Genomic DNA, 23,626 nt, shown 5'->3' with positions numbered 1-23,626 from the left:
AACATGAAAGCATGGCGGGCGGCCACCGGGTCGCCCGTCAGGTGCCTGAACCTCTCCCGGTAGGTCGCAAGCAGGGAGGGATTCAGGCACCTTTTTTGCTGTGAGGGAGGAAGCAAAAGCCTGTGAACGTATTGCCCAAATTCTGCCGCTATGTGAGCGCCAATGTGATGGGAATGATCGCCCTTTCCTGCTACATTCTGGCGGATACCTTTTTCATCGCCAATGCCATCGGAGCCGACGGCCTGACCGCGCTGAACATCGCCATCCCTGTGTACAACCTGATCAACGCGGCCGGTCTGATGACCGGTGTGGGCGGCGGCACCCGATACGCCATCCTGCGGGCCCAGGGGGAAAACGAATCCGCCAACCGGCTGTTCAGCGGCATGGTGCTGCTGGCCGCCGGGGCGGGCTGCGCCCTGCTGGCACTGGGTGCGCTGGCCGCAGCGCCGCTGGCCGCGCTGCTGGGGGCGGACGCGGTAACCCTGCCGCTGTGCAGCGTGTATCTGCGCACTATTCTGTGCTTTGCACCCTTCTTTCTTTTGAACAGTACCCTGCAGGCCTTTGTGCGCAACGACGGTGCACCCCGGCTGGCCATGGCGGGCATGCTCACCAGCAGCCTTTCCAACGTGGTGCTGGACTGGGTGTTCATGTATCCCATGGGGATGGGCATGTTCGGCGCGGCCATTGCCACCTGCATCGCCCCCATCCTGAGCCTTTGCGTGCTGGCCACCCACTTTGCCCGGCCTGCCAGCCGGCTGCGCTTCTGTGCCCGGGGTGCCGCGCTGCGCCCCGCCGCCCGGGCGCTGGGGCTGGGGGCCTCCTCCTTTGTGTGTGAGCTCTCCTCCGGCGTGGTGTTGCTGGTGTTCAACCTGCTGATTCTGCATTTCACCGGCAACGTGGGCGTGGCGGCCTACGGCATCATTGCCAATCTGGCGCTGGTGGGGCTTGCCATCTTCACCGGTGTGGCCCAGGGCATCCAGCCTTTGACCAGCCATGCCTACGGCACCGGCAACGCCGCCGAGCTGCGCCAGCTGCTGCGGCTGGCGGTTGGGCTGGTGCTGGCACTGGCGGTGATCATTTATCTGGCTGTGAACCTGTGGCCGGACCCGCTGATCAGCGCCTTCAACCGGGATGCCGATCCTCAGCTGGCAGACATCGCCCGCGCCGGTATGCGGATCTATTTTGTGGGTTTCTTCTTCGCCGGGCCGAATCTGGTGCTGGCCGCCTATTTCAGCGCGGTGGACCGACCCCGGCAGGGCTTCAGCGTGGCCATGATCCGCGGCCTGATCGCCCTGATCCCGCTGGCACTGGTGCTGGCGGCGGCGCTGGGCATGACCGGCGTCTGGCTGGCCTATGTGCTGGCGGAGCTGTGCGGCCTTTGCGCGGCCCTCTTCTTTCTGCGCCGGGCCCGGCAGCAAAGCTGATCCGCTTTTCAAGTAAACATGAAATGCCAGCAAAAAAAGCCGTGGAGCAGGCTGCTCCACGGCTTTTTGTTTGGTTCAGTTTTTCCGGCCAATGCGCCGCTGCCGGGCCAGCCGCCACAAGGTGGCCGCCGCCAGCAGGATCAACAGCGGGGTAAAGTTAAAGGAATAGCGGGCCTTGGTCTCCCAGAAGCTCAAAAAGAGCATCAGCCCAAACACGCTCACCCGGGCAAGCGTCAGGGTGCCGGGGCGGGCCCGGCGCACCGCGCCCACCGCACCTGCCAGCACCAGACCCATCAGCAGAAACTGGTACGCCTGACAGTAGTAGACCATGGGCATGTAGCCGGGCTGACCCTCCAGAATGAACCGGTGGGTCCAGTTGGATTTGAGGGGCGTGGCCAGGAATTCCTGGACGTCATACAGCCCGTCGCCCCAGGTGATCACCGCCTTGCGGGTCATGAAGTCCAGCTGCTCCAGCGGGCCCCGGGAGGAATACTGCTCGATGATGAACTGCCGCAGCATCTGCCGCCGGTCGGCCATGGTGGGCAGATCCTTCGCGGCCTGACACACCGGGTCGTTGTAGTTGCCGTCGCCGGTGCTGCCGTAGGCAAACCACAGCTCGATGGGGAAACCGATCTCATCCTCCACCGAGAAATCCAGCAGGCCGCTGTGCTGCCAGGCCTGGTAGCCTGCATTCAATCCAATGAACATCACCACCAGCACCAGCGCCCCTGCCAGCGCCTGACGGGGCTTTTTTTCCAGAAAGAGCTGGATCACCAGCGCCACCAGAATCACTGCCACACTGCCCTTTACCGCATAGCCCACAAAAGCCGCAGCCCCCATGGCCACCAGCAGGGCAATGCGTACCGGGCGGCGTTTTTCGGCCCGGTAGTAATTCCAGCACAGTAGTACCAGCAGCCCGAAGGGCAGAGACAGGGTATCGGAATAAAAGCAGGGGGCCCACAGCACAAAGGGCAGAAAGCCCGCCGAGAGCAGAAAGGTCAGCGCCACGCCGCTGTTGTGGTGCAGAATGCGACGGGCCAGCATACACACCAGCACCACCGCCAGCCAGATGGCCAGCACGTTCAACACAATGCCCGCGTAGATGCCGGCCTCGGTGTCCGGCGTGATGCCGAACAGCCCCACCAGCCTGTACCAGCCGGTGAGCAGCAGCGCCAGACCCAGATTGTTGTTGCAGGTCACATAATACCCGCCCCACACCTGAGGGATGCCGTCGTCCAGAAAATCCGGCAGGCTCTGCAGCACGGTGTTCATATCCATGATGGGCACCTCGGCCAGCAAAAAGCCCAGCCAGCCCAGCGCCAGACCATACAGCACCAGCACCGCACCCAGCAGCAGCCGGAACCGGCGGCGGGGCAACTGATCCAGCAACGGCAAAACGAAGCGGGCCAGCGCGAACAGCACCGCACCCAGCACCGCGCCCGCTGCCAGTGCGGCCAGCCCGTTGTGCTGCCAGCGCAGCACGCTATTCAAAAAGACCCAGCCCCAGATCAGGGCAAAACCCGCCGAAAAAATGCGGGTGAGCTGTTTCTGCATTCCCATTCTCCTCTGCCGTGTGCGCCCGCACCCGGGCGGAATTTTTCTTTATTGTATCACATCACACCGGCAAAACAAAGAAAAAACCGGGAGTGTCCTTCTTGGAAGAACACTCCCGGCAGTTCCGTCTCATGACAAGGCGGGTTCAAAAGCCGCCCCCGGGCCGCTTGCTAAGCCCCGGCGCGAACGTTTTGCATCATTCAGGAAACAGCGCGCAGCTGGCCCTCGCCCTCGGCTTCAAACAGCTGCTGGCGAGGCACAAAGTACACAAACTCGCCGCCCCGGTAGGTGAGCACGCCCCGCTCGCCGGGCTGCAGCTGGCGGGCGATGTGGGCGGGAATGGCAAATTCCACTTCCTGGCCACGGGCGATGAATACGCCGCGATACTGACCCTCGCCGTTGGTCAAAATCCGCTTCACAGTGGCCATCAGGCTCACTTCACCCTTATTCGATTTCCCCTTGCCGGCCCATGCACGCAGCAGCGCGAATGCAGCACACGCCGCCAACAGGCCCGATACGATCAGCATCCACTTCATGGAATTCCCTCCTCAATGTCAATTTTCATTCATCCGCCGGGCCGCTGGCTTTGAGGACCGCGTGCCGGCCGGTTTGATTGTCCGCTTGTACTTGTAAGACGATTGAGGACCGGGTTTTATTTCAACTCTTTCCAAAAATTTTTGAAAATTCAGAAAAATTTTTAAAAGCCGCATTTTGTTCGCCTTTTGCGAACACTTTTCCCCGGTAGCAGGGCGATTTCGCCCTTAAAATACCCACTGGACCAGCAGCATGTAGCAAACCGTACCGCCGGCAATGGAAAGAAGCATCTGCCGTTTCCACCGGTGCAGGCCGATGGTGACCAAAATCGCAATGATTTCCGGCAGGCCGTGGGAACCCGCCGTCCACTGCACGCCCTTCAGGCAGTAAATCACCAGCATGCCGAAGATGGCCCCCGGCAGTGCCCGCCCCAGATACCGCACATAGGCCGGCACCTGACCGCCCCGGAACACCCAGAAGGGCAGAAACCGGGTGAGCATGGTGCCCAGCACACACAGGCCGCTGGTAATGATCTGTTGCGTCAGGGTCATGCGTCCTCCCCTCCTTCCGCCTGCATCCGGTCAATGGGCTTTTTGAGGACCGTAAGCAAAGCCAGAATACAGCCCATGGCGGGCAGCAGGAAGGAATCCACTCCGAAAAGCGCAAGGCACACCCCGCTGGCCCCAAGGCCAATGAGCGAGGGCAGATGGCCCTTCTCCTTGCCCCACTGCTCCAGAAAAATCACCACAAACATGGCGGTCATCACAAAGTCCAGGCCGGTGGTGTCGAAGGAGAGCAGCGACCCTGCAAGGCCGCCCAGCGTGGCGCCGGTTACCCAGTAGGCGTGGTTGAGCAGGGTGACCCAGAAATAGAACCAGCCCCGGTCCACGCCCTCCGGAATCTCTGCGCTGCAGTTGATGGAAAAGCTCTCGTCACACATGCCGAAGATCAGATACCAGCGTTTTGGGCCCACATCCCGGTATTTTTCCAGCATGGCAATGCCGTAGAACAGGTGGCGGGCCTGAAGCATCAGGGCCATCAGAAAGGTCTGTACCGGTGCAAAGGGCGCCAGCAGCATGCTCACCGCCACAAACTCCAGCGAGCCACCGAAGATGGTAAGCCCCATAAGCATGGGATACCAGAACAGAAAGCCGGACACATTCATATAGATACCGTAGGCCATGCCCAGAAACAGAAACCCCGCCAGAATGGGCACCGTGTGGGGAAAGGCCGCGGCCAGCGCCCTGCGGCGCATTCCCTGCTGCATTGTATGTCAACTCCTTTTATCGTGTTATCAGTTTAGCATCAAAAAGCTGGATTGGCAAGCATTCCCGCAAAACATAAAAAAGGCCCCCGCACGGAGGAACCGTGCGGGGGCCTTTGTCATACCCTAAGCAGAGGAGAATTACAGCTCAGCGAAGTACTTGATGGTGCGAACCATCTGGCTGGTGTAGCTGTTCTCGTTGTCGTACCAGGACACAACCTGAACCTGATAGGTGTCGTCGTCGATCTTGGTAACCATGGTCTGGGTGGCATCAAACAGGCTGCCGTAACGGATGCCGATGATGTCGGAAGACACGATGGGATCGGTGTTGTAGCCGAAGCTCTCGGAAGAAGCAGCCTTCATGGCAGCGTTGATGCTGTCAACGGTAACGTCCTTGCCCTTAACAACGGCAACCAGGATGGTGGTGGAGCCGGTGGGAACGGGAACGCGCTGAGCAGAACCGATCAGCTTGCCGTTCAGCTCGGGGATAACCAGGCCGATGGCCTTGGCAGCGCCGGTGCTGTTGGGAACGATGTTGGCAGCGCCAGCACGAGCACGACGCAGGTCGCCCTTACGATGGGGGCCGTCCAGAATCATCTGGTCACCGGTGTAAGCATGCACGGTGGTCATGATGCCGCTCTGGATGGGGAAGGCATCGTTCAGAGCCTTGGCCATGGGAGCCAGGCAGTTGGTGGTGCAGGAAGCAGCGCTGATGATCTGGTCTTCCTTGGTCAGGGTGTTCTCGTTAACGCTGTAAACGATGGTCTTCAGGTCGTTGCCAGCGGGAGCGGAGATAACAACCTTCTTGGCTCCAGCGTTGATGTGAGCCATGGCCTTGTCCTTCTTGGTGAAGAAGCCGGTGCACTCCAGAACAACGTCTACACCCAGCTCGCCCCAGGGCAGCTCAGCGGGATTGGGGTTGGCGTAGATGGTGATCTTCTTGCCGTCTACGGTGATGGAGCCTTCGCCAGCCTCAACGGTGTGACCGTCGTAACGACCCTGAGCGGTGTCGTACTTCAGCAGGTGAGCCAGCATCTCGGGGCTGGTCAGGTCGTTGATAGCAACGATCTCGTAACCCTCAGCGCCGAACATCTGACGGAAAGCCAGACGGCCAATGCGACCAAAACCATTAATTGCAACTTTAACAGCCATTGTAATATCCTCCTTAAGGTAAATGAATTACTTAGGTGTCTTTATTGTATACCAAAAATGGAAAAACTACAAGGGCTTGTCAATAAATTAACACAAAAGTACAAAGATTCCCCGTGCAGCGCCTGTCCTTGGGCATTATCACGGGATATTGTTGCATCATTTGTGCAAACTAACGGATACAGGCCCATAAAACAGGAGGGACCTTCATGCCTTTTGCAAGCGATTCACTGGCCCGGGCGGCTTTTCTGCGCAGCCGGGCCGCCCTTCGCCTGAGCAGAGCAGCCGACGGACAGCGGGGCGGCTATCTTCTGCTGCGCCGGGCCCGGGCGCTGGAGCTGGAGGCTGCCTTTTCGCTGCCCGCCGCATCCTGCCTGGAGCTGAACGACTGGTGCGGCGCACTGCTGGAAGCCGCGGCCGAGGTGTGCCCTCTGCCCCCGGCGTCGCTGCGCTTTTCCGGCTGGGGCGAGCCGCTGCCGGTGGCGGGCCGACCTGCGCTGCTGGAAGCGGTGATCCTGCAGGCGGTGTGCAACAGCCTTCTGTACGCCGGGCCCTGCCCCGGCATGGAACTGCGGCTGCGGGCCGTGGGCGGGCGCGCCTGCCTGTTTTATCTGGACAGCGGCCCCGGCCTTGCCGGAGACATCCGGCCCGGCTTCGGCTTCGGAGCAGCCCGGGCCTTTGCCCGGCAGGCCGGGGGAAGCTTTGCGGTGCGCACGGGCGGGCCGGGCTTTGTGTGCGCTCTTTCGCTGCCGCTGCGCTCCGACCTTCCCCCGCTGCCCGCACCCCGTGCGGCGGAGCTCTGGGAGGACCGGTTCAGCCCGCTTTATATCCATCTGGCTCCCCGGTGCATCCTGCCGGAATAAAGGCAGCCCCGCACGATTCACGCCTGCAACAATACGGTATGGCCTGAAGTTGCCCCCGCCCGGCTTTTATGGTATGCTGATTAACAGCAAAATTCGCCGCAGCGCCGCGCACAGCCGACGCCGGCACAGGGGGCTTTTTCATGAAAAAACGCATCTGCATCTTATATACCGGCGGCACCATCGGCATGATGCCCAGCGAACAGGGCTATGCGCCCAGGCCCGGCTGCTTTGCCGGGGGGCTTGCGGCCATTCCGGAGCTGACCAGCCCGGACATGCCGGACTGGGAGCTGGTGGAGATGGACCCGCTGCTGGACTCCTCCAACATCACGGTGCACGAGTGGTGCGCCATCGGGCAGGCCATTGCGGACCGGTATCATCAGTTCAACGGCTTCGTGGTGCTGCACGGCACCGACACCATGGCCTACACCGCCTCGGCCCTGAGCTTCATGCTGGAAAATCTGGACAAGCCGGTGGTGCTCACCGGCAGCCAGATCCCGCTGTGCCAGCTGCGCAGCGACGGACGGGACAATCTGATTACCAGCCTGCTCATCGCCGCCGAGGGTGTGGTAAACGAGGTGAGCCTTTATTTCGGCGGCCAGCTGCTGCGGGGCAACCGGGCGGTGAAGAGCTCGGCGGACGGGCTGCAGGCCTTCTCCTCCCCCAATTATCCCCCGCTGGCCACCGCCGGGGTGGACATCCGCTACAACAAAAGCGCCATCGGCGCGCCCCGGGTGAACGGCCCCCTGCAGCTGGCAAAGCTGGAGAACGTTCCCATCGGCGTACTGAAGGTGTTCCCCGGCATCCAGTTCGAGCTGTTCGACTCGATTCTGACCGAAAAGCTGCAGGGCATCGTGCTGGAGACCTTTGGCGCAGGCAACATTCCGGACTACGACGGCGCACTGCTGCCCCTGATCCAGAAGGCCTTCGCCCACGGCACCATTCTCACGGTGTGCAGCCAGTGCCCCCAGGGCGCAGTGCACATTGGTACTTACGCCACCAGCAGCGGCCTGAAGGCTGCCGGCGCGGTGAGCGGGCTGGACATGACCACCGAGGCCGCCGTGGCAAAGCTGTACTACCTGTTCAGCAAGGGCTACGACCGGGACACCATCAAACACTGGATGGAACAGGACCTGCGAGGCGAGCTGACCAGCGCCCGCTGACATTCTTCCATAACGCATCAAAGCGCCCCCTCGGCAGTTTTGCCAAGGAGGCGCTTTTCTTTCACGTTTCAAAAACTTATTCTTCCAGCGCCTTTTCCAGCGTATCCACAATGATCTCCAGCGCTTTGACGCGGGCAAACTTTTTGTCGTTGGAGGGCAGGATGTGCCAGGGGGCCTTCTGGGTGCTGGTCTTTTGCAGCATCTCGTCCACTGCCTGCTCGTAGGCGGGCCATTTTTCCCGGTTGCGCCAGTCCTCATCGGTGATCTTCCACTGCTTTTCCGGGGTGCTCTGGCGGCTGTTGAACCGTTCCAGCTGGGTATCCGGGTCGATGTGCACCCAGAACTTCAGGATCACCGCGCCCCAGTTGATCAGCTCGGCCTCGAACTCGTTGATTTCGTTGTAGGCACGCTGCCAGTCGTTCTCGGTGCAGAATCCCTCGATCCGCTCCACCATCACCCGGCCGTACCAGCTGCGGTCAAAAATTGCGATGTGGCCGGTCTTGGGCAGGCGGGTCCAGAACCGCCACAGATAATGGCGGGCCTTTTCGTGGGGCTCCGGGCTGGCGATGGGGTTCACCTGATAGCCCCGGGGATCCAGCGCGGCGGTGACCCGCCGGATGTTGCCGCCCTTGCCCGCAGCATCCCAGCCCTCGTACACGATGATCACCGGCACCTTTTTGCGGTAGGTGCGGTTGTGCAGCACCGTCAGCCGCTTTTGCAGCGCCTTGCGCCGTGCGTCGTATTCCTCATCGGTCAGGCTCTGGGAGAGATCCACCTGGGCCAGCTTGGGCATGGATACCAGCGGGAAGGTGTTCTGCAGCAGGGGCACCGCCAGCGCCGCATTTTTGCGGGCGGTATCGATGGCGCTGCACAGGGTTTCCAGCATCTGCACCTCGCACCACTTTTTCTCCTTCGCGTCGATGATGTACCAGGGCTCACCGGGCAGGTTGGTGGCCTGCAGATAATCGTCGAACACCTCTTTGCATTCCTCATAATGCCTGTTCTGCCAGCGGTCGTTTTCGCTCACCCGCCAGGCGGTGTCCGGGTTATCGGTCAGCGCATCCAGCCGCTTTTTCTGCTCCTTGCGGCTGATCTGCAAAAACAGCTTGAGCACCAGATAGCCGTTGTCGGTGAGCTGGCGCTCAAAGCGCAGCACGCTTTGCAGCCGCCGGGCATAGGCTTTGCCCTCCAGCTCGCCCCGCAGCCGCTCCTTTACCACCTGATCCATCCAGCCGGAATCCAGAAAGGCGAACTTGCCCGCCTCGGGAATGGCCTTCACATACCGGTACAAAAATGGATAGCGCCCCTCTTCCACGGTGGGGGCGGACATGCTGGTCACCGTGAAAAAGCGTGGGTCGATGTTCTGAATGATCCGCCCCAGCATACTGCCTTTGCCGGCAGCTCCCCAGCCCTCCACCAGCACCAGCACCGGCAGGCCGGCAGCCTTCACCTCCAGCTGCAGCTTTTCCAGCCGATCACGGGCGGCGTCCAGCCGCTGTTTGCATTCGCTTTCCTCCGGCCGCACCGGCCGAACCCAGGTTTTCAACATGTTGCACACCTCTCATTTCCCTGCCGGGGCATTCTGCCCGGGCGCTTCAGGCGGTGCGGGCACGGCTGCCCTGCCCGCCGTTTTCTTTCATTATACCACCGGGAGGCGGGTTCATAACGGCTTAAGTTTCGGCATGACTCACAAGATTTCAGCCCATTTTTTTGCCAGAGAATCAAAACCACCGGCTTAGCCGGTGGTTTGAGTAAGCCCTATAAGGGCATTATACTAGCAAAGCCCCTTAAGGGGCCACGAAAAATTCTGCCATCTGCATTTCTTGCCCTACGGCTCGTAAACGAGCAAAATCCCAAAACCATATTTTCTCTCTATATGGTAGGCAATTAGTTTGTCATCTCGCTTCGCTCGCAAACTAAATGCTAAAGCAAGTAATTCGCACCAGCGTAGCTGGTGGTTGCTTTGCACTCAATGCAAAAAGGCCCCGGACGGATGCTCTCCGCCCGGGGCGTTGCTTTGGAAAAAGCCGGAAAATCAGACCAGATAGCCCTCCGCCAGCGCGCGCAGCTCGGCTTCGTGTGCGGGCAGCCATTCCTCGAAGGAAAGGCCGGTGTCGGCCACCCTGCTGCCCAGCGCCACCAGAAATTCCGGGATGCGCTCTTCAAAGATCACGCCCCAGCTCTCGCCGAAACGCTCCTGGCCCATTCGGGCGCTGCCGTTCACATGCAGGGTGAAGGCGGGGTGGGGCTTCTTGTCCACCAGCTTCACGCCGCCGTGGAAGCCCAGCGCGCCCACCTGATGGGTGCCGCAGGAGGAGGGGCAGCCGGAAATGTGGATCACCGGCAGCGCGCCGTCCGGCAGATTCGCATCCCGTGCAGCCTGCACACAGGCGTGGTACAGCGCCTGTGAATCCCGCACGCCCTGCTGGCAGACCGAAGCGCCAATGCAGGCCACCGAATGCTCAAAGCGGGTGCGTGCGCCGTCCTCGGTGGCAGCCAGCACCTTTTCCGCTTCGGCGGCGGTGCAGTTGATCACATACATGGTGCCGTCCGCGCCCAGACGCACCTCCACCTGCTCCATGGGCTGAATGGTATCCAGCAGCGCCCGCAGGGTCTGGCGGCTGGGAGTGCCGCCCAGAGGATGGTAGCTCACCGCGAAGAGGCCCGGCTGCTTCTGGGCAATGATCCGCCGGCCGCTGATGCTTCCCTCGCCCTGCTTGGTCACCGGGCATACTTTCACCTGACGGTCCAGCCCGCCGGCGGCCTTCGCGGCCTCCAGCGCCTGATTGTAGGCCTGACGCAGGCCCTCTTCGCCCAGCGCCTCCTGCATGTAGCGGGTACGGGCCTTGGCGCGCTGCTCGTAGTTGCCGTGGGCCAGGAAGGTATCCACCATGGCCTTCACATAATACAAAATCTCACTGCCGGGCACATGCTCGGCCACCTTCAGGCCCATGCGGGGGTTGGGGCCCATGCCGCCGGCGATGTAGACCGAGAAGCCGCCGTCCGCCTCCGCCACAAAGCCCAGATCCCGCATGGTGACGTGGGCCGTGTTGCTTTCGTGGTTGGCAAAGCCCACCTTCAGCTTGCGGGGCATGTGAATGTGATACAGCAGGCTGAGCAGGTAGTCCGCGGTCATCTCGGCGTAGGGAATCACATCGAAGCTCTCGCCGGGCAGCACGCCGGACAGGGGCGGCGCCATCACGTTGCGGGGGTGGTCTCCGCCGCCGCCCCGGCAGACAATGCCTGCGTCCAGCGCCTTTGCCGCCACATCCAGAATCTGGCGGCCGGTCAGATGATGCAGCTGAATGGTCTCGCAGGTGGTCAGCTTGAGCAGCTCGATGTTCAGCCGTTCGGCAGTCTCCACCACAAAGGCCAGCTTTTCCTTTGTCACGCGACCGGCGGTCATCCGCAGGCGGATCATGCCCTTCTGGCCGCCTTTTTCGGAATAGCTGCCAAAGCCGCCGGAGATGCCCTTATACTCCTGCTTGCTCATGTTGCCGGTATAAAAATCGCGGGTGGCTTCGTCGAAGCCCGCAAGATCCGCCCGGAAGGCGGCCATCATATCGTTCATACAGTTCTCCTTTTCTGTTCGCCGCTGCCCCGGTGCGGGGCAGCCAGACTGTTATTATACCACAGCTTTGGCAGGATTTACACAAAAAAACGCCGGACCGGCAAAAAGCCGGTTCCGGCGATTTTTTTGGATGGTCACTCCTGTTTTTCCGCTCCGGAGACCGTGAGCGCATACACCGCACCCATCAGGCCCACCAGTGCAAGGCAGACGCCCTCCACCATGCTGCGCAGCTCGCTCTGGCCCTGCAGCCAGCTCCACACGGCGCTGGGCAGAGCAAGGCAGGTGCACAGGGCAAAGGCCCCCATGCCGCTGAGCCAGACCCACCGGGCGCTTTTGCCGCCGGGGATATAGGCGGTTTTCAGCTGGGCGGTGCAGAACAGCAGCGCTGCCAGCGCCGCCAGCGCTTCCAGCGTGGTGTTTACCCGCACGATGCCGGTGGGGGCAAGGCCGAACCGCTTGATGGTGAGCAGATACAGCGCCAGCGTACCCGCGATGCCGAACAGAGCACTTCCGGTGGGCGCTTCAAATTCCGGCGTAAATCGGCTGCGCCCCAGCAGCAACATCCATACGCCGCTCACCAGATACAGCACCGCCAGCGCCAGCTCAAACCGGCCCAGCTGATCGAAGGCAGCCAGATACACCCCGCCCAGCGCCGCAAAGCCCACGCCGCACACCAGTGCAACCAGGCCCTGGGCCGTGCTCTGCCCCTTCAGCGAGGCGCTGGTTTTGGGCATCATCCAGCCCGCCAGCCACAGCAGCACCAGCACGCCGCCCGCCAGCGCATAGCGCCACAGGTAGCTGCCCCAGGTCACAAAGCCGGTGGCAAGGTCAGTATAGTACATCACGTCCAGCCAGCGCACGGCGCCCGCCGCTGCACAGACCAGAAGCAGAAGGATCGTTACAATTCGTTTCATCCGCGTTCCTCTAATGTTTTGTATTTCTGCCGCACGCCCAGATACTTGTAGGCCGGGCGGATGATCCGGTTGGCGAACACCACCTCTTCAATGCGGTGGGCGCACCAGCCCGGAATGCGGCTGATGGCAAACAGTGGGGTGTACAGATCCTGACTGATGCCCAGCATCTTGTAGATCAGGCCGCTGTACAAATCCACGTTGGCGCACACGGTCTTGTTGCCCTTTTCCTCGGCAAACACCTGGGGGCCCAGCTTTTCCACCAGGCACAGCAGGCGGAACTCATCCTCAAAGCCCTTTTCCACCGCCAGCTTTTCCGCCTTCTGGCGCAGCACCACCGCACGGGGATCGCTGATGGTGTAGATGGCGTGGCCCATGCCGTAGATCAGGCCGCTGCCGTCGCCCGCCTGTTTGCGGATGATGCGGCGCAGAAACTCCCGCACCTCGTCCTCATCCTGGTAGTCCTCCACGCCGGCCTTCAGGTACTCCAGCTGCTCCATCACCTTCAGGTTGGCGCCGCCGTGCTTGGGGCCCTTCAGGCTGCCGATGGCCGCCGCAATGGCGGAGTAGGTGTCGGTGCCGGAGCTGGACAGCACCCGGCAGGTGAAGGCGGAGTTGTTGCCGCCGCCGTGGTCCGCATGCACCAGCAGACACAGATCCAGCAGCTTTGCCTCTTCATGGGTGAACTTCTGGTCCGCCCGGTAGGTGGAGAGGATGTGCTCGGCGGTGCTCTGCCCCGGCGTGGGCGGGTGGAAGAACATGCTCTGCTTGTCGTACACCCGGCGCTTGAGCTGGTAGGCGTTCACCATGATGGTGGGCAGCCCGGCGATCAGGTTGATGGACTGCTCCATCAGGTTTTCCAGGCTCAGATCCTCGGGGTTTTCGTCGTAGCTGTACAGCGAGAGCACACTGCGGGCCATCTTGTTCATGATGTTGGGGCTGGGCGAGCGCAGCAGCACATCCTCGATGAAGTGCTCGGGCAGATTGTGGTGCTCGGCAATGATCTGCTGGAACCGCTCCAGCTCGCTCTTTTGGGGGAGGCTGCCGAACAAAAGCAGCCAGCTCACCTCTTCAAAGATGAAACGGTCGTGCTCGTAGGCCTCCCGCACCAGCTCGTTCAGATCCACGCCCCGGTAGATCAGCCGGCCCGGTGTGGGAATCACCTCGCCCGCCGGGCCCTTTTCGTAGCCCACAACGTCACAGATGTTGGTCAGGCCGGCCAGTACGCCGGTGCCGTCCGGGTTACGCAGGCCCCGTTTGACGCCCAGCCGTTCACTGGTCTCGGGATCGATGTAGTTATTTTTCAAATATTCCCGGCATAAAAATTCCATACCGGAAGACTGCTGGGCCATGGCGCTTCTTCCCCCTCTTTTTAAAGCAATATCGCATCCTTCCAGATATCAGAGCCCCATCGGGCGTGAATTGTGCGGTATTGCCCTGATTTGTCAAACGGCCTGCTTCGGCGTTCTTTGCGCCCGGTGGCCGCTATTCTGGAATTCACCGGCCCCTGCCGGTGGTTAAGTTTAATCTTACACACTTTACAACGAAAAAGCAAGAGCGGAAAACGCCGCCCCGCCGCCAAGGAGGTTTAATGCCATGAAACGAAGTATCCTGCCCATCCTGCTGTTCTGCCTGCTCACCTTCTGTCTGCCGCTGGTAAGCCTTCTGCCCCAGGCCGCCGGGCAGGCGGCTTCCTCTGTTTCCCTTGCGGCAGGCAGCGCGGGGGAGCAAAGCACCTCCGCCTCCCCTGTGCCGGAAAGCGCTGCCGTATCCCAGGCGACCCAGTCCGCCCCGCCCGCCGAAACACCCGCGCCCGCCGAAGCGGTGATCCGGGTGCAGAATGCCTCCACCGGCGAGGTGCTGGAAGTGCCGGTGCTGGAATACATGATCGGCGCGGTGGCCAGCGAGATGCCCATCACCTGGCCGGACGAGGCGCTGAAGGCTCAGGGCATCGCCGCCCACAGCTACGCCTTGTATCAGCGGGATCACGCCAACACCGAAGCGCTGGGCGGAGGCTGGTTCTCGGTGGACCCGGCCCGCCGCCAGGGCTACATGACCACCGAGGTGCTGCAAAGCTACTGGGGCGAAGAATACGAAGCCAACTACCAGCGGCTGAAAACGCTGCTGGAGCCGCTGGTGCACACGGTGCTTTTATATGATGGCGCACCCGCCGCCGCCTGCTACCACGCCATCAGCAACGGGCGCACCGAGGCCTCCCAGCGGGTGTGGAACGAGGCGCTTCCCTACTTACAGGGCGTGGATTCCCCGCTGGACAAGCTGGCCGAGGGCTATCAGGAAACGGTGAGCTACACCACCCAGCAGATGTACGACATTCTGGCCACCCAGTTTGCGGGGCTGGATCTGAGCGGCAGCGCGGACGGCTGGTTCGGCGAGACAAGCCTGACCGAGGCCGGCTATGTGGACACCGTGCAGGTGGGCGGGGCCTTTGTGAAGGGCACCCAGCTGCGCGCCGCCCTTTCGCTGCGCAGCAGCTGCTTTACCATCCAGCGCACCGAGGACGGCTTCGACGTGACCACCCTGGGCTACGGCCACGGGGTTGGCCTGAGCCAGTGCGGCGCCCAGGCCATGGCCGCCCAGGGCCAGAGCTGCGCCCAGATTTTAAGCTGGTATTTCCCCGGCACCACACTTGAGGAATATGCCGGATAATCCCCCCCTCCTTCCACTTTTTGACCGAATGGCAAAATGCCCGCCCGGGTGCTTCCCGGACGGGCATTTTTGTGCCCTTTTCTGATTTTGTAAAATGAAGGAAAATCTTCCGAAAGGCGCATTGACTTTTGCCGCCGCTGCGGTATGATAGGTGGCGTTACATTTTGCCAAAGCAAAGCGGCCCGCCCCTTGCAGCGTGCCTCGAATGGAGAGATTGTTATGACCAGATCCATGACCGCCGGTTCCCCGGCAAAGCTGATTCTGCTGTTCGCCCTGCCGCTGTTCATCGGCAACCTGTTCCAGCAGGTCTACAACATGGCCGACACCTTTATTGTAGGCCGTATGCTGGGCGTAAACGCACTGGCCGCAGTGGGCTGCACCGGCAGCCTGATGTTTTTGATCATCGGCCTTGCGCAGGGGCTTTCCGCCGGATTTTCCATCCTCACCGCCCAGCGCTTCGGCGCCGGCGACGCGGACGGCGTGCGCCAGAGCTACGCGGCCAGCCTGATTCTGGGCGGCGTGATCAGTGTGGTGCTCACGGCGGCCAGCGTGGCGGGTACCCGCCAGCTGCTGGTTCTGCTGCAAACCCCGCCGGAAATTCTGGAGGATGCCACCCGTTATCTGATGGTGGTGTTCGCGGGCATTCCTGCCACCATGCTGTTCAACGTGGTATCCAACGTGCTGCGCGCTTTGGGCGACAGCAAGACCCCGCTGTATTTTCTGGTGGCAGGCTGCCTGCTCAACATCGTGCTGGACGTGCTGCTCATCCTGTATACCCCGCTGGGGGTGATGGGCGCGGGCGTGGCCACCGTGATTGCCCAGCTGCTGGCCGGAGTCGCCTGCGTGGTCTACATTCACAGGGCCTTCCCCGCTCTGCGGCTGCATCGTTCGGACTGGAGGCTCAACCGCCGTGAGGTGCTGAGCCATCTGCACATGGGGCTGCCCATGGGTTTCCAGAGCAGCATCATTGCCATCGGTTCGCTGATGCTGCAATATGCCCTGAACAGTCTGGGCAGCACCGCGGTGGCCGCTTTCACCGCCGCCAACAAGCTGGAATCGCTGGGCACCCTGCCGCTGGGCAGCTTCGGCCTTGCCATGGGTACCTTTGTGGCCCAGAACTACGGCGCGGGCAAGCTGCACCGCATCCGCACCGGTGTTGTGCAGTGCAGCGCCATGGCCCTTGGCTGGTCCGCCTTTATGGGCGCGGTCTTTCTTTTGTTCGGCAAACCGCTGGCCCGGCTGTTCGTGGGGCACGACACCCGGGTAACCGATCTTTCCTATATCTATCTGTTCATTGTCGGACTGTCCATGTGGGTGCTGGCGCTGCTGTTCATCTTCCGCTACTCGCTGCAGGGGCTGGGTCAGAGCTTTGTGCCCACCTTTGCCGGCATCATGGAACTGGTGATGCGCGGCGTGTGCTCCGTGTGGCTGGTGGGGCCCTTTGGCTTCACCGGCGCATGCCTGGCCAATCCCATGGCCTGGACCGGCAGCGCGGTGCCCCTGATCATCGCCTTTTTCATCACCATGCGGCGGCTCACCCTCTACATGCCGGAGCATGAAGCGGAAGCCTGACCGGCTTACACCTTCCCCGTGCCCACTCGGGCCTGGATAAATTCCAGAATCCGGCGGCGCTCCGCCTCGTCGGCAAAGGCCTGAGGCGGCAGCAGGGTGACGATCCGTTTGTCCTTTTTCAGCACCAGCGTACCCCGCTGGTCCTGCACGGCGTCGATTCTCCCCCAATCCCAGAAGCTGCCCTCTTCACCCCGGGCGATCTGGATGCCTTCCTCATACAGCTCAAACCGTGCAGGCAGATTCATCAGTCCCGCCGGGCCGCCCCCCTGTACGGTGGCTTTTTCCCGCCGCCGTGGGCTTGCCTGCCCGATGATCAAGGCCAGCACCACCGCCGCGGCGATTCCCTTGACCAGAGGCCCGCCGGGCATCAGCAGCAGAACGATCAGCAGCGCGACCGCGCCGCCCAGCGCCAGACGCAGGCTCATCCGGCGCTTCCAGGCATCGGCAGCGGAATAACTGGCCGCCCACACCAGCCCCGGCCGGGGCGTGATAAGCGACCGCCAGAGGGTTTCGTCCAGCGGCTGTGCGTCACGCACCCGCTCGTTCACGGTGCGCTGCAGCTCTGCAAAGCCGCCCTGCGCCGCCAGCTCCCGGGCGGAAATGGCCGCCACGCAGCTGCGCCCGGCGCACAGCAGCACCAGATCCCGCCCCTGTACCAGCCGGACACCCGGGTTCCAGTGGATGGCCAGCAGCTGCCGGCCGTCCTGCCGGTAAACGCGCAGAATCTGCTGGCTGAGCACCAGACGGCGAAGGCCCTCCGGCTGCTCCAGAAACCGCCGGTATGCTCTGCGGTTGAAAGCCACAGTGCGCCCGATCATCCAGAACGCGACACCCCAGAAGAGCACCAGAAGCCCCAGTGTCTTCCAGCCGTACCACAGAAAATTCGCGCCCCAGAAGGCAAAGCCCCAGCAGATCTGCCGCAGCTCATATACGCCCAGCGCCGCCAGAAAAACCGGCCCCAGAATGCCGAAAATTCCTGCTGGGCTGAGCAGAGTCTTTTGTCTCAGCAGCTGCCAGGCCTGCCGGCGCAGAGTGCGGTCGGCGGTATATTCGATCTCGTACATGGCGATTCCTCGCTTTCCTGTATGGATTTTCCTATTATTATACCATGAAATCAAAACCACCGGCTTAGCCGGTGGTTTGAGTAAGCCCTATAAGGGCATTATACTAGCAAAGCCCCTTAAGGGGCCACGAAAAATTCTGCCATCTGCATTTCTTGCCCTACGGCTCGTAAACGAGCAAAATCCCAAAACCATATTTTCTCTCTATATGGTAGGCAATTAGTTTGTCATCTCGCTTCGCTCGCAAACTAAATGCTAAAGCAAGTAATTCGCACCAGCGTAGCTGGTGGTTGCTTTGCACTCAAAGCAAAAGGGAGGGAAGCAGCGCTTCCCTCCCTTTTTTCCGTGTCGTTCGGCCAAATCAGGTGCGGGCCAGACCGTCCACACTGAGCACCACGCCGGTGATGTAGCTGGCCATCTCGCTGGCCAGGAACACGAAGGCGTTGGCCACCTCTTCCGGCTTGCCGATGCGGCCCAGCGGAATCTGGGCGCTCAGGGCCTGGATGACCTGCTCGGGCACCGCGCGCATCATGTCGGTATCGGTGATGCCGGGAGCCACCGCGTTCACCCGGATGCCGTGCTTGCCCAGCTCCCGGGCCAGCGAAAGAGTGAAGCCGTTCACTGCGAACTTGCTGGTGGGATAGGCAATGCCACTGGGCTGGCCGTAGCGGGACACCATGGAGCTGGTGTTCAGGATTACGCCGCTGCCCTGGGCCTGCATGATGGGCGTCACCGCGCGGGCACAGGTGAACACGCCCTTCACGTTCAGGTCCATCACCTTTTCAAAGGTGGCCTCGTCGTATTTGTCGAAGGGGGTGGAGTCGGACATGCCTGCATTGTTCACCAGAACATCAATGCGGCCGTACTCCTGCGCCACCTTCTGGAAGGCGGCCTCCACGCTGGCCAGATCGGAAAGATTCGGCGCGATGCCCGCCACCTTCGCGTTCGGGTCCTTCTCCTTCAAAGCGGCCACCGCTTTCTCTGCCGTTTCCTGCCGGGAGCCGGTGAGAATCACGGTAGCACCCTCCCGCAGGAAGGCCTCCACCGTGGCCAGGCCGATGCCCCGGGTTCCTCCGGTAACGATGGCGATCTTGTTTTCCAAAAGCATCATCCATACCTCCTTTTTATTCTTGCCCGCAGCCTTCTGCGTGCGGGATTTTCTGATTAATTTTATTATAGCACCTTTGCGGCCGGCAGATGGTGAGCAACGCACAGAAAAACGCAGAAGCGGCGCTGGAAAACCAGCGCCGCTTCTGCGTATAACATGATTCCAAAGGGAAGGATCAGTTCAGGATGGTCAGTTCGGTCTCGGGATCGAACAGATGGATCTTGTGAGGATCGAAGGCAACGGTAACGTTGCTGCCGTTCTTGGCCTTGGAGGTGGGAGCTACACGGGCGGTCATCTTGTTGCCCTTGTATACCAGGTACAGGTAGATCTCGGAGCCCATCAGCTCGGAAACCTCAACAGTGGCCTCCAGCTTGCACTCGCCCTGCTTGTTCACGAACTCGGGATCGTCCTTGATGTCCTCGGGACGAACGCCGGCCTTGACCTTCTTGCCAACGTAGGCATCCAGCTTGCCGTCGGTGGTCTTCTCCTTGGGCAGGTCGATGCGGTCGCCGGACAGATCCAGGTAGTAACCATTGCCGTCCCTGTTCAGGGTAGCATCCAGGAAGTTCATCTGGGGGCTGCCGATGAAGCCGGCAACGAACATGTTGATGGGGAAGTCGTACAGGTTCTGCGGGGTGTCGACCTGCTGCACGATGCCATCCTTCATAACCACGATGCGATCGCCCATGGTCATGGCCTCGGTCTGGTCATGGGTAACGTAGATGAAGGTGGTAGCCAGCTTCTGGTGCAGCTTGATGATCTCGGTGCGCATGCTGGTACGCAGCTTGGCGTCCAGGTTGGACAGAGGCTCGTCCAGCAGGAACACGGCCGGGTTACGAACCATGGCGCGGCCCAGGGCAACACGCTGACGCTGACCACCGGACAGAGCCTTGGGCTTGCGGTCCAGCAGGTGCTCGATGTCCAGCACGCGGGCAGCCTCACGAACACGCTTGTCGATCTCGGCCTTGTCTACCTTGCGCAGCTCCAGGCCGAAAGCCATGTTCTTGTAAACGGTCATGTGGGGGTACAGAGCGTAGTTCTGGAACACCATGGCGATGTCGCGGTCCTTGGGGGCCACGTCGTTCACCAGACGGTCGCCGATGTACAGCTCGCCCTTGCTGATCTCTTCCAGACCAGCGATCATGCGCAGGGTGGTGGACTTACCGCAGCCGGAGGGGCCAACCAGAATGATGAACTCCTTGTCGGCGATCTCCAGGTTGAAATCCTTAACGGCGGTAACGTCGCCGGGGTAGATCTTGTAGATGTGACGCAGGCTGATGCTTGCCATGGGAATCGACACTCCTTTTTATTGTTGATAAGGTTTGAATTTGTCTTTTGTTGATACGCTTGACCGCGTATCTCGTTGCTAATATAATAATACCAGACTTTTTCCGGATTTAAATAGCACTTTATTGATATGAGGTGACGTAAAATTGATTTTTGATCCGCTTGCTTTCTGCGAGCTGGCCGAGCCGCGGGACCTGCAGTTCTCCACCCCCCTGTCGCTGGAGGGCGAAGGGCTGTGGGTGGGGGTATTGTCCAGCGGGCAGTGTGCCCTGGCCGACGAGGAAGCCCCCCAGCTTGCCGGGGCGGGCAGCCTGCTGCTGGGCGCCTCCCCCCTGCGGCTGGTGCCCGCCGAGCCCTGTCATCTGGCGGCGGTGCGTCTGGTGGGGCAGGCCCCCGCCGCCTTTGCCGCCGGTCTGGAAGGCCCCATGTTCGCGGCAGGTGCATCCTGCCCCGGCGCAGCCGAGCTGGTGGCCCAGCTGGTAAGCGCTCCTTCCCCCCGCCGGGCCTCCTCCCTCGGCTACCAGCTGCTGTGCGAGAGCGCCCGGGCGGATGCCGCCGCCCCCAGCTACCCGCCGCTGGTCACCATGGCCATTGCCGCCATGCGGGAACACTACGCCGGGCTGTATGGCGTGGAGGAGCTGAGCGAAAGTCTCGGGGTGAGCAAGAGCCATCTGGTGCGGGTGTTCAAGGCGGCGGTGGGTGTGCCGCCGGGCCAGTACCTGACCGGGGTGCGCATCGAGGCCGCCAAACAGCTGTTGTGTCACCGGGAGTATCCGCTGGAGGTGGTGGCCAGTCTGTGCGGTTTTTCCGGGGCCAACTATCTGTGCCGGGTATTCAAGAAGGCCACCGGCCAGAGCCCCACCGCCTGGCGGGCGGCCGCCGCCGGGGTGCCGGAGCTTCCGGAGCTGCCCCAGGAACGGGAGCTGTATGTGTGAGCTTTTTCTCCTTATATAGTAAGAGAAAATCCCCGCAGCCCATGCTTTTAACAAATCCCACCCCCATTTCAGAAAAGATTTTGTTTTTTGTGCAAAATTTCTGCATATTTTGGGCTATAAATTTCCTCCGGAAGGCTGTATGATAAAGATAAGACCGCGATTTGCAGGCAGGGTGCGCCCCCGCTTTGCGAGTTTCACCGAAAAATACAAAGAACGGAGTGTATCACAATGAAAGTTGTTGTTACCAAAAGCTACGATGAAAGCTGCGCCTATGTGGCCGATATGATCTGCAAACTGGTGAACGAGAAGCCCAACTGCAAGCTGGGCCTGGCCACCGGCGGCACCCCCGTACCCATGTACAAGAAGCTGATCGAGGCCAACAAAGCCGGCAAGGTGGACTTCTCTCAGGTACATACCGTGAACCTGGATGAGTACTGCGGCATCCCCGAGACCCACGACCAGAGCTACCGCTACTTCATGAACACCAACCTGTTCGATCACATCAACATCGACAAGGCCAACACCTACGTTGCCAAGGGCATGGGTGACGCGGAAGCCAACGCTGCCGAGCTGGAAGCCAAGGTTCGTGAGGGCGGCGTTGCCGACCTGCAGCTGTTGGGCATCGGCAACAACGGTCATATCGCCTTCAACGAGGCCAGCGACCATCTGATCAGCGTTGCTCACATCGAGAAGCTGACCGAGAGCACCATCAACGCCAACGCCCGCTTCTTCGAGAAGAAGGAGGACGTTCCCACCACCGCCATCACCATGGGCATGGGCGACATCATGGCCGCCAAGTGCGTGGTTCTGATCGCCACCGGCCTGGCCAAGACCGACGCCATCAAGGGCCTGGTTATGGACAACGTGATCACCACCCAGAACCCCAGCAGCATGCTGAAGATGCACGAGAACGTGGTTGTCGTGATTGATCAGGAGCTGGCTGACGCGGTTGGCTACAAGGGCTAAGCGTTTAGTTTTCCACAAAACAATTACTCCCCGGTGAAAAACCGGGGAGTTTTTTATTGTCGTGCTAAAAATAAAAACAGCGGGCGGAATTCTCCACTCGCTGTTTTTTGTTGTGTTCTGTTAAAAGCTTCGCCAGCTGTCCAGCCCGTCCGGCAGATGACCGGCCCAGAAGCCGGCCAGAATCTCTGCGGCCCGGGGCCGGCTTACGCCGCCCAGCTCCCGGGTGATGGCCGGCCCGCCGGGCTGCTCCATCACCACCTGCACCGCCAGCCCGCCGTCCGGGTCGGTGGTACAGTGCATGGAGCGGCAGCCTGCAAGGGGTTCGGGCGGGGTCAGCACCAGATAACCCGCGCTCACGCCCACCGCTTCCACCGCACGGCTCAAAGCGGCGGCATCCGGCTGGCGGGCTGGCTCGCCCTCCACGGTCAGCTGCCACAGGCCGGTGTCGTTTTTGCGGCCGGGGCGCTGCTCCTCCGGCAGGCCCGGGTTCAGCCGCTGGCGGCGCTGCTCTTCCCTGCGCCGTTCAATGGCCTGCCGATCCCTTCGGCGGGCACGCACAGTGGAATAAATCGCCAGCCCCAGCATCACAACCACCAGCACTCCCAGCAGCACCGGAAGCAGCATCTGAAAGAAAAATGCGCTCATGCTTTGCCCTTCTCTCCTTCTGCCTTATTCCTCGCCCCGGCCACGCCGGGCCAGAACCTTCACGCTGCTGGCATACTCCGAGGGGGTCATGCCGGTAACCTTTTTGAAATGGCGGGAAAAATAGTGGATGGAATTGTACCCCAGCAGGGCCGCGATCTCGGTGAAGTTATGGCTGCCCTCCCGGATCATCTCCTTGGCCTTCTGGATCTTCAGATTGCCGAAGTACTCCATGGCGCCGCCGCCGGTCTTTTCCCGGAAGACCTTTTGCAGATAGCTGCGGCCCACCAGATTGTCGCGGCAGATGTCGCTCAGGGTCAGGCGGCGCTGGATGTTATTTTCCAGATACTGCTGTACCCGGCTCAAAAACTCGTTCTGGCTGCGCTCCCGGATCAGGCTGGTGGGCTTTGCCACCACCGGGCTGTCGCCCCGGCGTACCATATCCAGCAGCATGGTCTCCAGCGAAAGGCCGATCACCTGCTCGGCGCCGAAGGCCGCATCTTCCCGGCGGGTCAGATGCTGGGCCAGGGGGTCGTCCAGCGGGGTGGAGAAGGCCGCACCGGCCATCTCCACAATGCGGGCCATGAGCACCCGGTCGGTGTCGCTGGCCATGAGCACCCGGCCCTTGAAAAACTCCATGGCAGGGCTGGAACATTCGAAGGACACAATCACAATGTTGGGCGCGTCCTTGCCGGTGGCCCGGATATTATGGTATTCGCCGGGTGCGTGGAAGATCATCTGCCCCTTTTTCAGCAGCTTTTCCTCCTCGCCCGCGGTCACATAGACTTCGCCCTTGTCCGCATAGACAAATTCCCAAAAGTCATGACTTTCGCCGGTGAAGGCATAGTCCGGGCCATATTCAAAATAATGTACCGAATAAATGCGGTCGATGCGCAGCACCTTTTCCAGCTCCAGTGCCTGATAGCCCATCTGCTTGCAGCTCCTCTCCTGTGGAAGA

The 23,626-nt window shown here is 61.2% G+C and carries 21 protein-coding genes; 7 read left to right on the top strand and 14 right to left on the bottom strand.

Annotation, left to right across the window (positions count from 1 at the left end; all coding sequences use genetic code 11):
* The first annotated feature begins 122 nt into the window (after positions 1-122).
* A complete protein-coding gene (locus ACESYO_RS02330) occupies positions 123-1,424 on the top strand; it encodes an MATE family efflux transporter (protein WP_242868298.1) in 1,302 nt (433 codons plus the stop codon).
* A gap of 75 nt (positions 1,425-1,499) precedes the next feature.
* Here the strand turns inward: ACESYO_RS02330 and ACESYO_RS02325 are convergent, their stop codons facing one another.
* The 5 genes from ACESYO_RS02325 to gap form a co-directional block, all read right to left on the bottom strand.
* Complete coding sequence (locus ACESYO_RS02325; protein ID WP_058963158.1) at positions 1,500-2,978, bottom strand: hypothetical protein; 1,479 nt, start codon at positions 2,976-2,978, stop codon at positions 1,500-1,502.
* A 200-nt stretch (positions 2,979-3,178) separates the two neighbouring features.
* A complete protein-coding gene (locus ACESYO_RS02320) occupies positions 3,179-3,514 on the bottom strand; it encodes a hypothetical protein (protein WP_058963157.1) in 336 nt (111 codons plus the stop codon).
* A gap of 225 nt (positions 3,515-3,739) precedes the next feature.
* Entirely contained in the window at positions 3,740-4,063 is a 324-nt protein-coding gene (locus ACESYO_RS02315; RefSeq protein WP_373209310.1) for a branched-chain amino acid transporter permease, read from the bottom strand.
* The gene (locus tag ACESYO_RS02310; RefSeq protein WP_373209309.1) at positions 4,060-4,779 is read right to left on the bottom strand and encodes an AzlC family ABC transporter permease; all 720 of its coding nucleotides are present in this window, start codon (positions 4,777-4,779) and stop codon (positions 4,060-4,062) included. The genes ACESYO_RS02315 and ACESYO_RS02310 overlap by 4 nt, the downstream gene beginning before the upstream one ends.
* Positions 4,780-4,917: 138 nt before the next feature.
* On the bottom strand, positions 4,918-5,928 hold the full coding sequence (gap, locus tag ACESYO_RS02305) for a type I glyceraldehyde-3-phosphate dehydrogenase (RefSeq protein WP_058963155.1): 1,011 nt from the start codon (positions 5,926-5,928) through the stop codon (positions 4,918-4,920).
* A 206-nt stretch (positions 5,929-6,134) separates the two neighbouring features.
* Between gap and ACESYO_RS02300 the strand changes: the two genes are divergently transcribed.
* Together ACESYO_RS02300 and ansA are read left to right on the top strand one after the other, a co-directional pair.
* The gene (locus ACESYO_RS02300; RefSeq protein ID WP_276870751.1) at positions 6,135-6,788 is read left to right on the top strand and encodes an ATP-binding protein; all 654 of its coding nucleotides are present in this window, start codon (positions 6,135-6,137) and stop codon (positions 6,786-6,788) included.
* 140 nt (positions 6,789-6,928) lie between these two features.
* Positions 6,929-7,948, top strand: coding sequence for an asparaginase (gene ansA, locus ACESYO_RS02295; RefSeq protein ID WP_276870753.1), 1,020 nt, complete (start codon positions 6,929-6,931; stop codon positions 7,946-7,948).
* A 76-nt stretch (positions 7,949-8,024) separates the two neighbouring features.
* Here the strand turns inward: ansA and pap are convergent, their stop codons facing one another.
* The 4 genes from pap to ACESYO_RS02275 all read right to left on the bottom strand — a co-directional run bounded on the left by pap (position 8,025) and on the right by ACESYO_RS02275 (position 13,782).
* Positions 8,025-9,497 (bottom strand): polyphosphate:AMP phosphotransferase, encoded by a 1,473-nt coding sequence (gene pap, locus ACESYO_RS02290; protein WP_373209308.1) that lies wholly within the window; start codon positions 9,495-9,497, stop codon positions 8,025-8,027.
* Between the two features lie 486 nt (positions 9,498-9,983).
* Entirely contained in the window at positions 9,984-11,519 is a 1,536-nt protein-coding gene (locus ACESYO_RS02285; RefSeq protein WP_276870755.1) for a nitrite/sulfite reductase, read from the bottom strand.
* 134 nt (positions 11,520-11,653) lie between these two features.
* Positions 11,654-12,433: a hypothetical protein gene (locus ACESYO_RS02280; RefSeq protein WP_276870757.1), complete on the bottom strand. Its 780-nt coding sequence runs from the start codon at positions 12,431-12,433 to the stop codon at positions 11,654-11,656.
* Entirely contained in the window at positions 12,430-13,782 is a 1,353-nt protein-coding gene (locus tag ACESYO_RS02275; RefSeq protein WP_276870759.1) for a citrate synthase, read from the bottom strand. The genes ACESYO_RS02280 and ACESYO_RS02275 overlap by 4 nt, the downstream gene beginning before the upstream one ends.
* A gap of 244 nt (positions 13,783-14,026) precedes the next feature.
* Between ACESYO_RS02275 and spoIID the strand changes: the two genes are divergently transcribed.
* Positions 14,027-15,097 (top strand): stage II sporulation protein D, encoded by a 1,071-nt coding sequence (gene spoIID, locus ACESYO_RS02270; RefSeq protein ID WP_276870762.1) that lies wholly within the window; start codon positions 14,027-14,029, stop codon positions 15,095-15,097.
* A gap of 219 nt (positions 15,098-15,316) precedes the next feature.
* Positions 15,317-16,669: an MATE family efflux transporter gene (locus ACESYO_RS02265; protein WP_058963146.1), complete on the top strand. Its 1,353-nt coding sequence runs from the start codon at positions 15,317-15,319 to the stop codon at positions 16,667-16,669.
* Between the two features lie 5 nt (positions 16,670-16,674).
* Here ACESYO_RS02265 and ACESYO_RS02260 read toward each other — a convergent pair whose 3' ends face one another.
* The 3 genes from ACESYO_RS02260 to ACESYO_RS02250 form a co-directional block, all read right to left on the bottom strand.
* Positions 16,675-17,733: a YcxB family protein gene (locus tag ACESYO_RS02260; protein WP_373209307.1), complete on the bottom strand. Its 1,059-nt coding sequence runs from the start codon at positions 17,731-17,733 to the stop codon at positions 16,675-16,677.
* A 358-nt stretch (positions 17,734-18,091) separates the two neighbouring features.
* Positions 18,092-18,841 carry an SDR family NAD(P)-dependent oxidoreductase gene (locus ACESYO_RS02255; protein ID WP_443983734.1) on the bottom strand — a complete coding sequence of 250 codons (750 nt, stop codon included), beginning with the start codon at positions 18,839-18,841 and terminating at the stop codon, positions 18,092-18,094.
* Positions 18,842-19,013: 172 nt separating this feature from the next.
* Positions 19,014-20,126, bottom strand: a complete 1,113-nt coding sequence (locus ACESYO_RS02250; RefSeq protein ID WP_058963143.1) for an ABC transporter ATP-binding protein — start codon at positions 20,124-20,126, stop codon at positions 19,014-19,016.
* A gap of 145 nt (positions 20,127-20,271) precedes the next feature.
* Here ACESYO_RS02250 and ACESYO_RS02245 point away from each other — a divergent pair, with 145 nt between their 5' ends.
* Positions 20,272-21,060, top strand: coding sequence for a helix-turn-helix transcriptional regulator (locus tag ACESYO_RS02245; protein ID WP_058963142.1), 789 nt, complete (start codon positions 20,272-20,274; stop codon positions 21,058-21,060).
* A gap of 228 nt (positions 21,061-21,288) precedes the next feature.
* Positions 21,289-22,026, top strand: coding sequence for a glucosamine-6-phosphate deaminase (gene nagB / locus ACESYO_RS02240; protein ID WP_058963141.1), 738 nt, complete (start codon positions 21,289-21,291; stop codon positions 22,024-22,026).
* A gap of 120 nt (positions 22,027-22,146) precedes the next feature.
* On the opposite strand, the gene ACESYO_RS02235 is transcribed toward nagB, so the two are convergent.
* Both ACESYO_RS02235 and ACESYO_RS02230 read right to left on the bottom strand, forming a co-directional pair.
* Entirely contained in the window at positions 22,147-22,671 is a 525-nt protein-coding gene (locus ACESYO_RS02235; RefSeq protein WP_058963140.1) for a hypothetical protein, read from the bottom strand.
* A 24-nt stretch (positions 22,672-22,695) separates the two neighbouring features.
* The gene (locus ACESYO_RS02230) at positions 22,696-23,598 is read right to left on the bottom strand and encodes a helix-turn-helix domain-containing protein (protein ID WP_058963139.1); all 903 of its coding nucleotides are present in this window, start codon (positions 23,596-23,598) and stop codon (positions 22,696-22,698) included.
* Positions 23,599-23,626 lie beyond the last annotated feature (28 nt).

The sequence above is a fragment of the Allofournierella massiliensis genome (assembly GCF_964241245.1).
GTDB classification, from domain to species: domain Bacteria; phylum Bacillota; class Clostridia; order Oscillospirales; family Ruminococcaceae; genus Allofournierella; species Allofournierella massiliensis.
This window is presented reverse-complemented; position numbering and strand designations above follow the sequence as displayed.

Excerpts from the sequence above, each read along its gene's own strand:
- ACESYO_RS02235 (WP_058963140.1), bottom strand. The coding sequence starts at position 22,671 with ATGAGCGCATTTTTCTTTCAGATGCTGCTTCCGGTGCTGCTGGGAGTG.
- ACESYO_RS02255 (WP_443983734.1), bottom strand. The coding sequence starts at position 18,841 with ATGATGCTTTTGGAAAACAAGATCGCCATCGTTACCGGAGGAACCCGG.
- ACESYO_RS02260 (WP_373209307.1), bottom strand. The coding sequence starts at position 17,733 with ATGTACGAGATCGAATATACCGCCGACCGCACTCTGCGCCGGCAGGCC.
- ACESYO_RS02300 (WP_276870751.1), top strand. The coding sequence starts at position 6,135 with ATGCCTTTTGCAAGCGATTCACTGGCCCGGGCGGCTTTTCTGCGCAGC.
- pap (WP_373209308.1), bottom strand. The coding sequence starts at position 9,497 with ATGTTGAAAACCTGGGTTCGGCCGGTGCGGCCGGAGGAAAGCGAATGC.
- ACESYO_RS02285 (WP_276870755.1), bottom strand. The coding sequence starts at position 11,519 with ATGAACGATATGATGGCCGCCTTCCGGGCGGATCTTGCGGGCTTCGAC.
- ansA (WP_276870753.1), top strand. The coding sequence starts at position 6,929 with ATGAAAAAACGCATCTGCATCTTATATACCGGCGGCACCATCGGCATG.
- ACESYO_RS02320 (WP_058963157.1), bottom strand. The coding sequence starts at position 3,514 with ATGAAGTGGATGCTGATCGTATCGGGCCTGTTGGCGGCGTGTGCTGCA.
- nagB (WP_058963141.1), top strand. The coding sequence starts at position 21,289 with ATGAAAGTTGTTGTTACCAAAAGCTACGATGAAAGCTGCGCCTATGTG.
- ACESYO_RS02310 (WP_373209309.1), bottom strand. The coding sequence starts at position 4,779 with ATGCAGCAGGGAATGCGCCGCAGGGCGCTGGCCGCGGCCTTTCCCCAC.
- ACESYO_RS02275 (WP_276870759.1), bottom strand. The coding sequence starts at position 13,782 with ATGGCCCAGCAGTCTTCCGGTATGGAATTTTTATGCCGGGAATATTTG.
- ACESYO_RS02280 (WP_276870757.1), bottom strand. The coding sequence starts at position 12,433 with ATGAAACGAATTGTAACGATCCTTCTGCTTCTGGTCTGTGCAGCGGCG.
- ACESYO_RS02230 (WP_058963139.1), bottom strand. The coding sequence starts at position 23,598 with ATGGGCTATCAGGCACTGGAGCTGGAAAAGGTGCTGCGCATCGACCGC.
- gap (WP_058963155.1), bottom strand. The coding sequence starts at position 5,928 with ATGGCTGTTAAAGTTGCAATTAATGGTTTTGGTCGCATTGGCCGTCTG.
- ACESYO_RS02315 (WP_373209310.1), bottom strand. The coding sequence starts at position 4,063 with ATGACCCTGACGCAACAGATCATTACCAGCGGCCTGTGTGTGCTGGGC.
- ACESYO_RS02325 (WP_058963158.1), bottom strand. The coding sequence starts at position 2,978 with ATGCAGAAACAGCTCACCCGCATTTTTTCGGCGGGTTTTGCCCTGATC.
- ACESYO_RS02250 (WP_058963143.1), bottom strand. The coding sequence starts at position 20,126 with ATGGCAAGCATCAGCCTGCGTCACATCTACAAGATCTACCCCGGCGAC.
- spoIID (WP_276870762.1), top strand. The coding sequence starts at position 14,027 with ATGAAACGAAGTATCCTGCCCATCCTGCTGTTCTGCCTGCTCACCTTC.
- ACESYO_RS02265 (WP_058963146.1), top strand. The coding sequence starts at position 15,317 with ATGACCAGATCCATGACCGCCGGTTCCCCGGCAAAGCTGATTCTGCTG.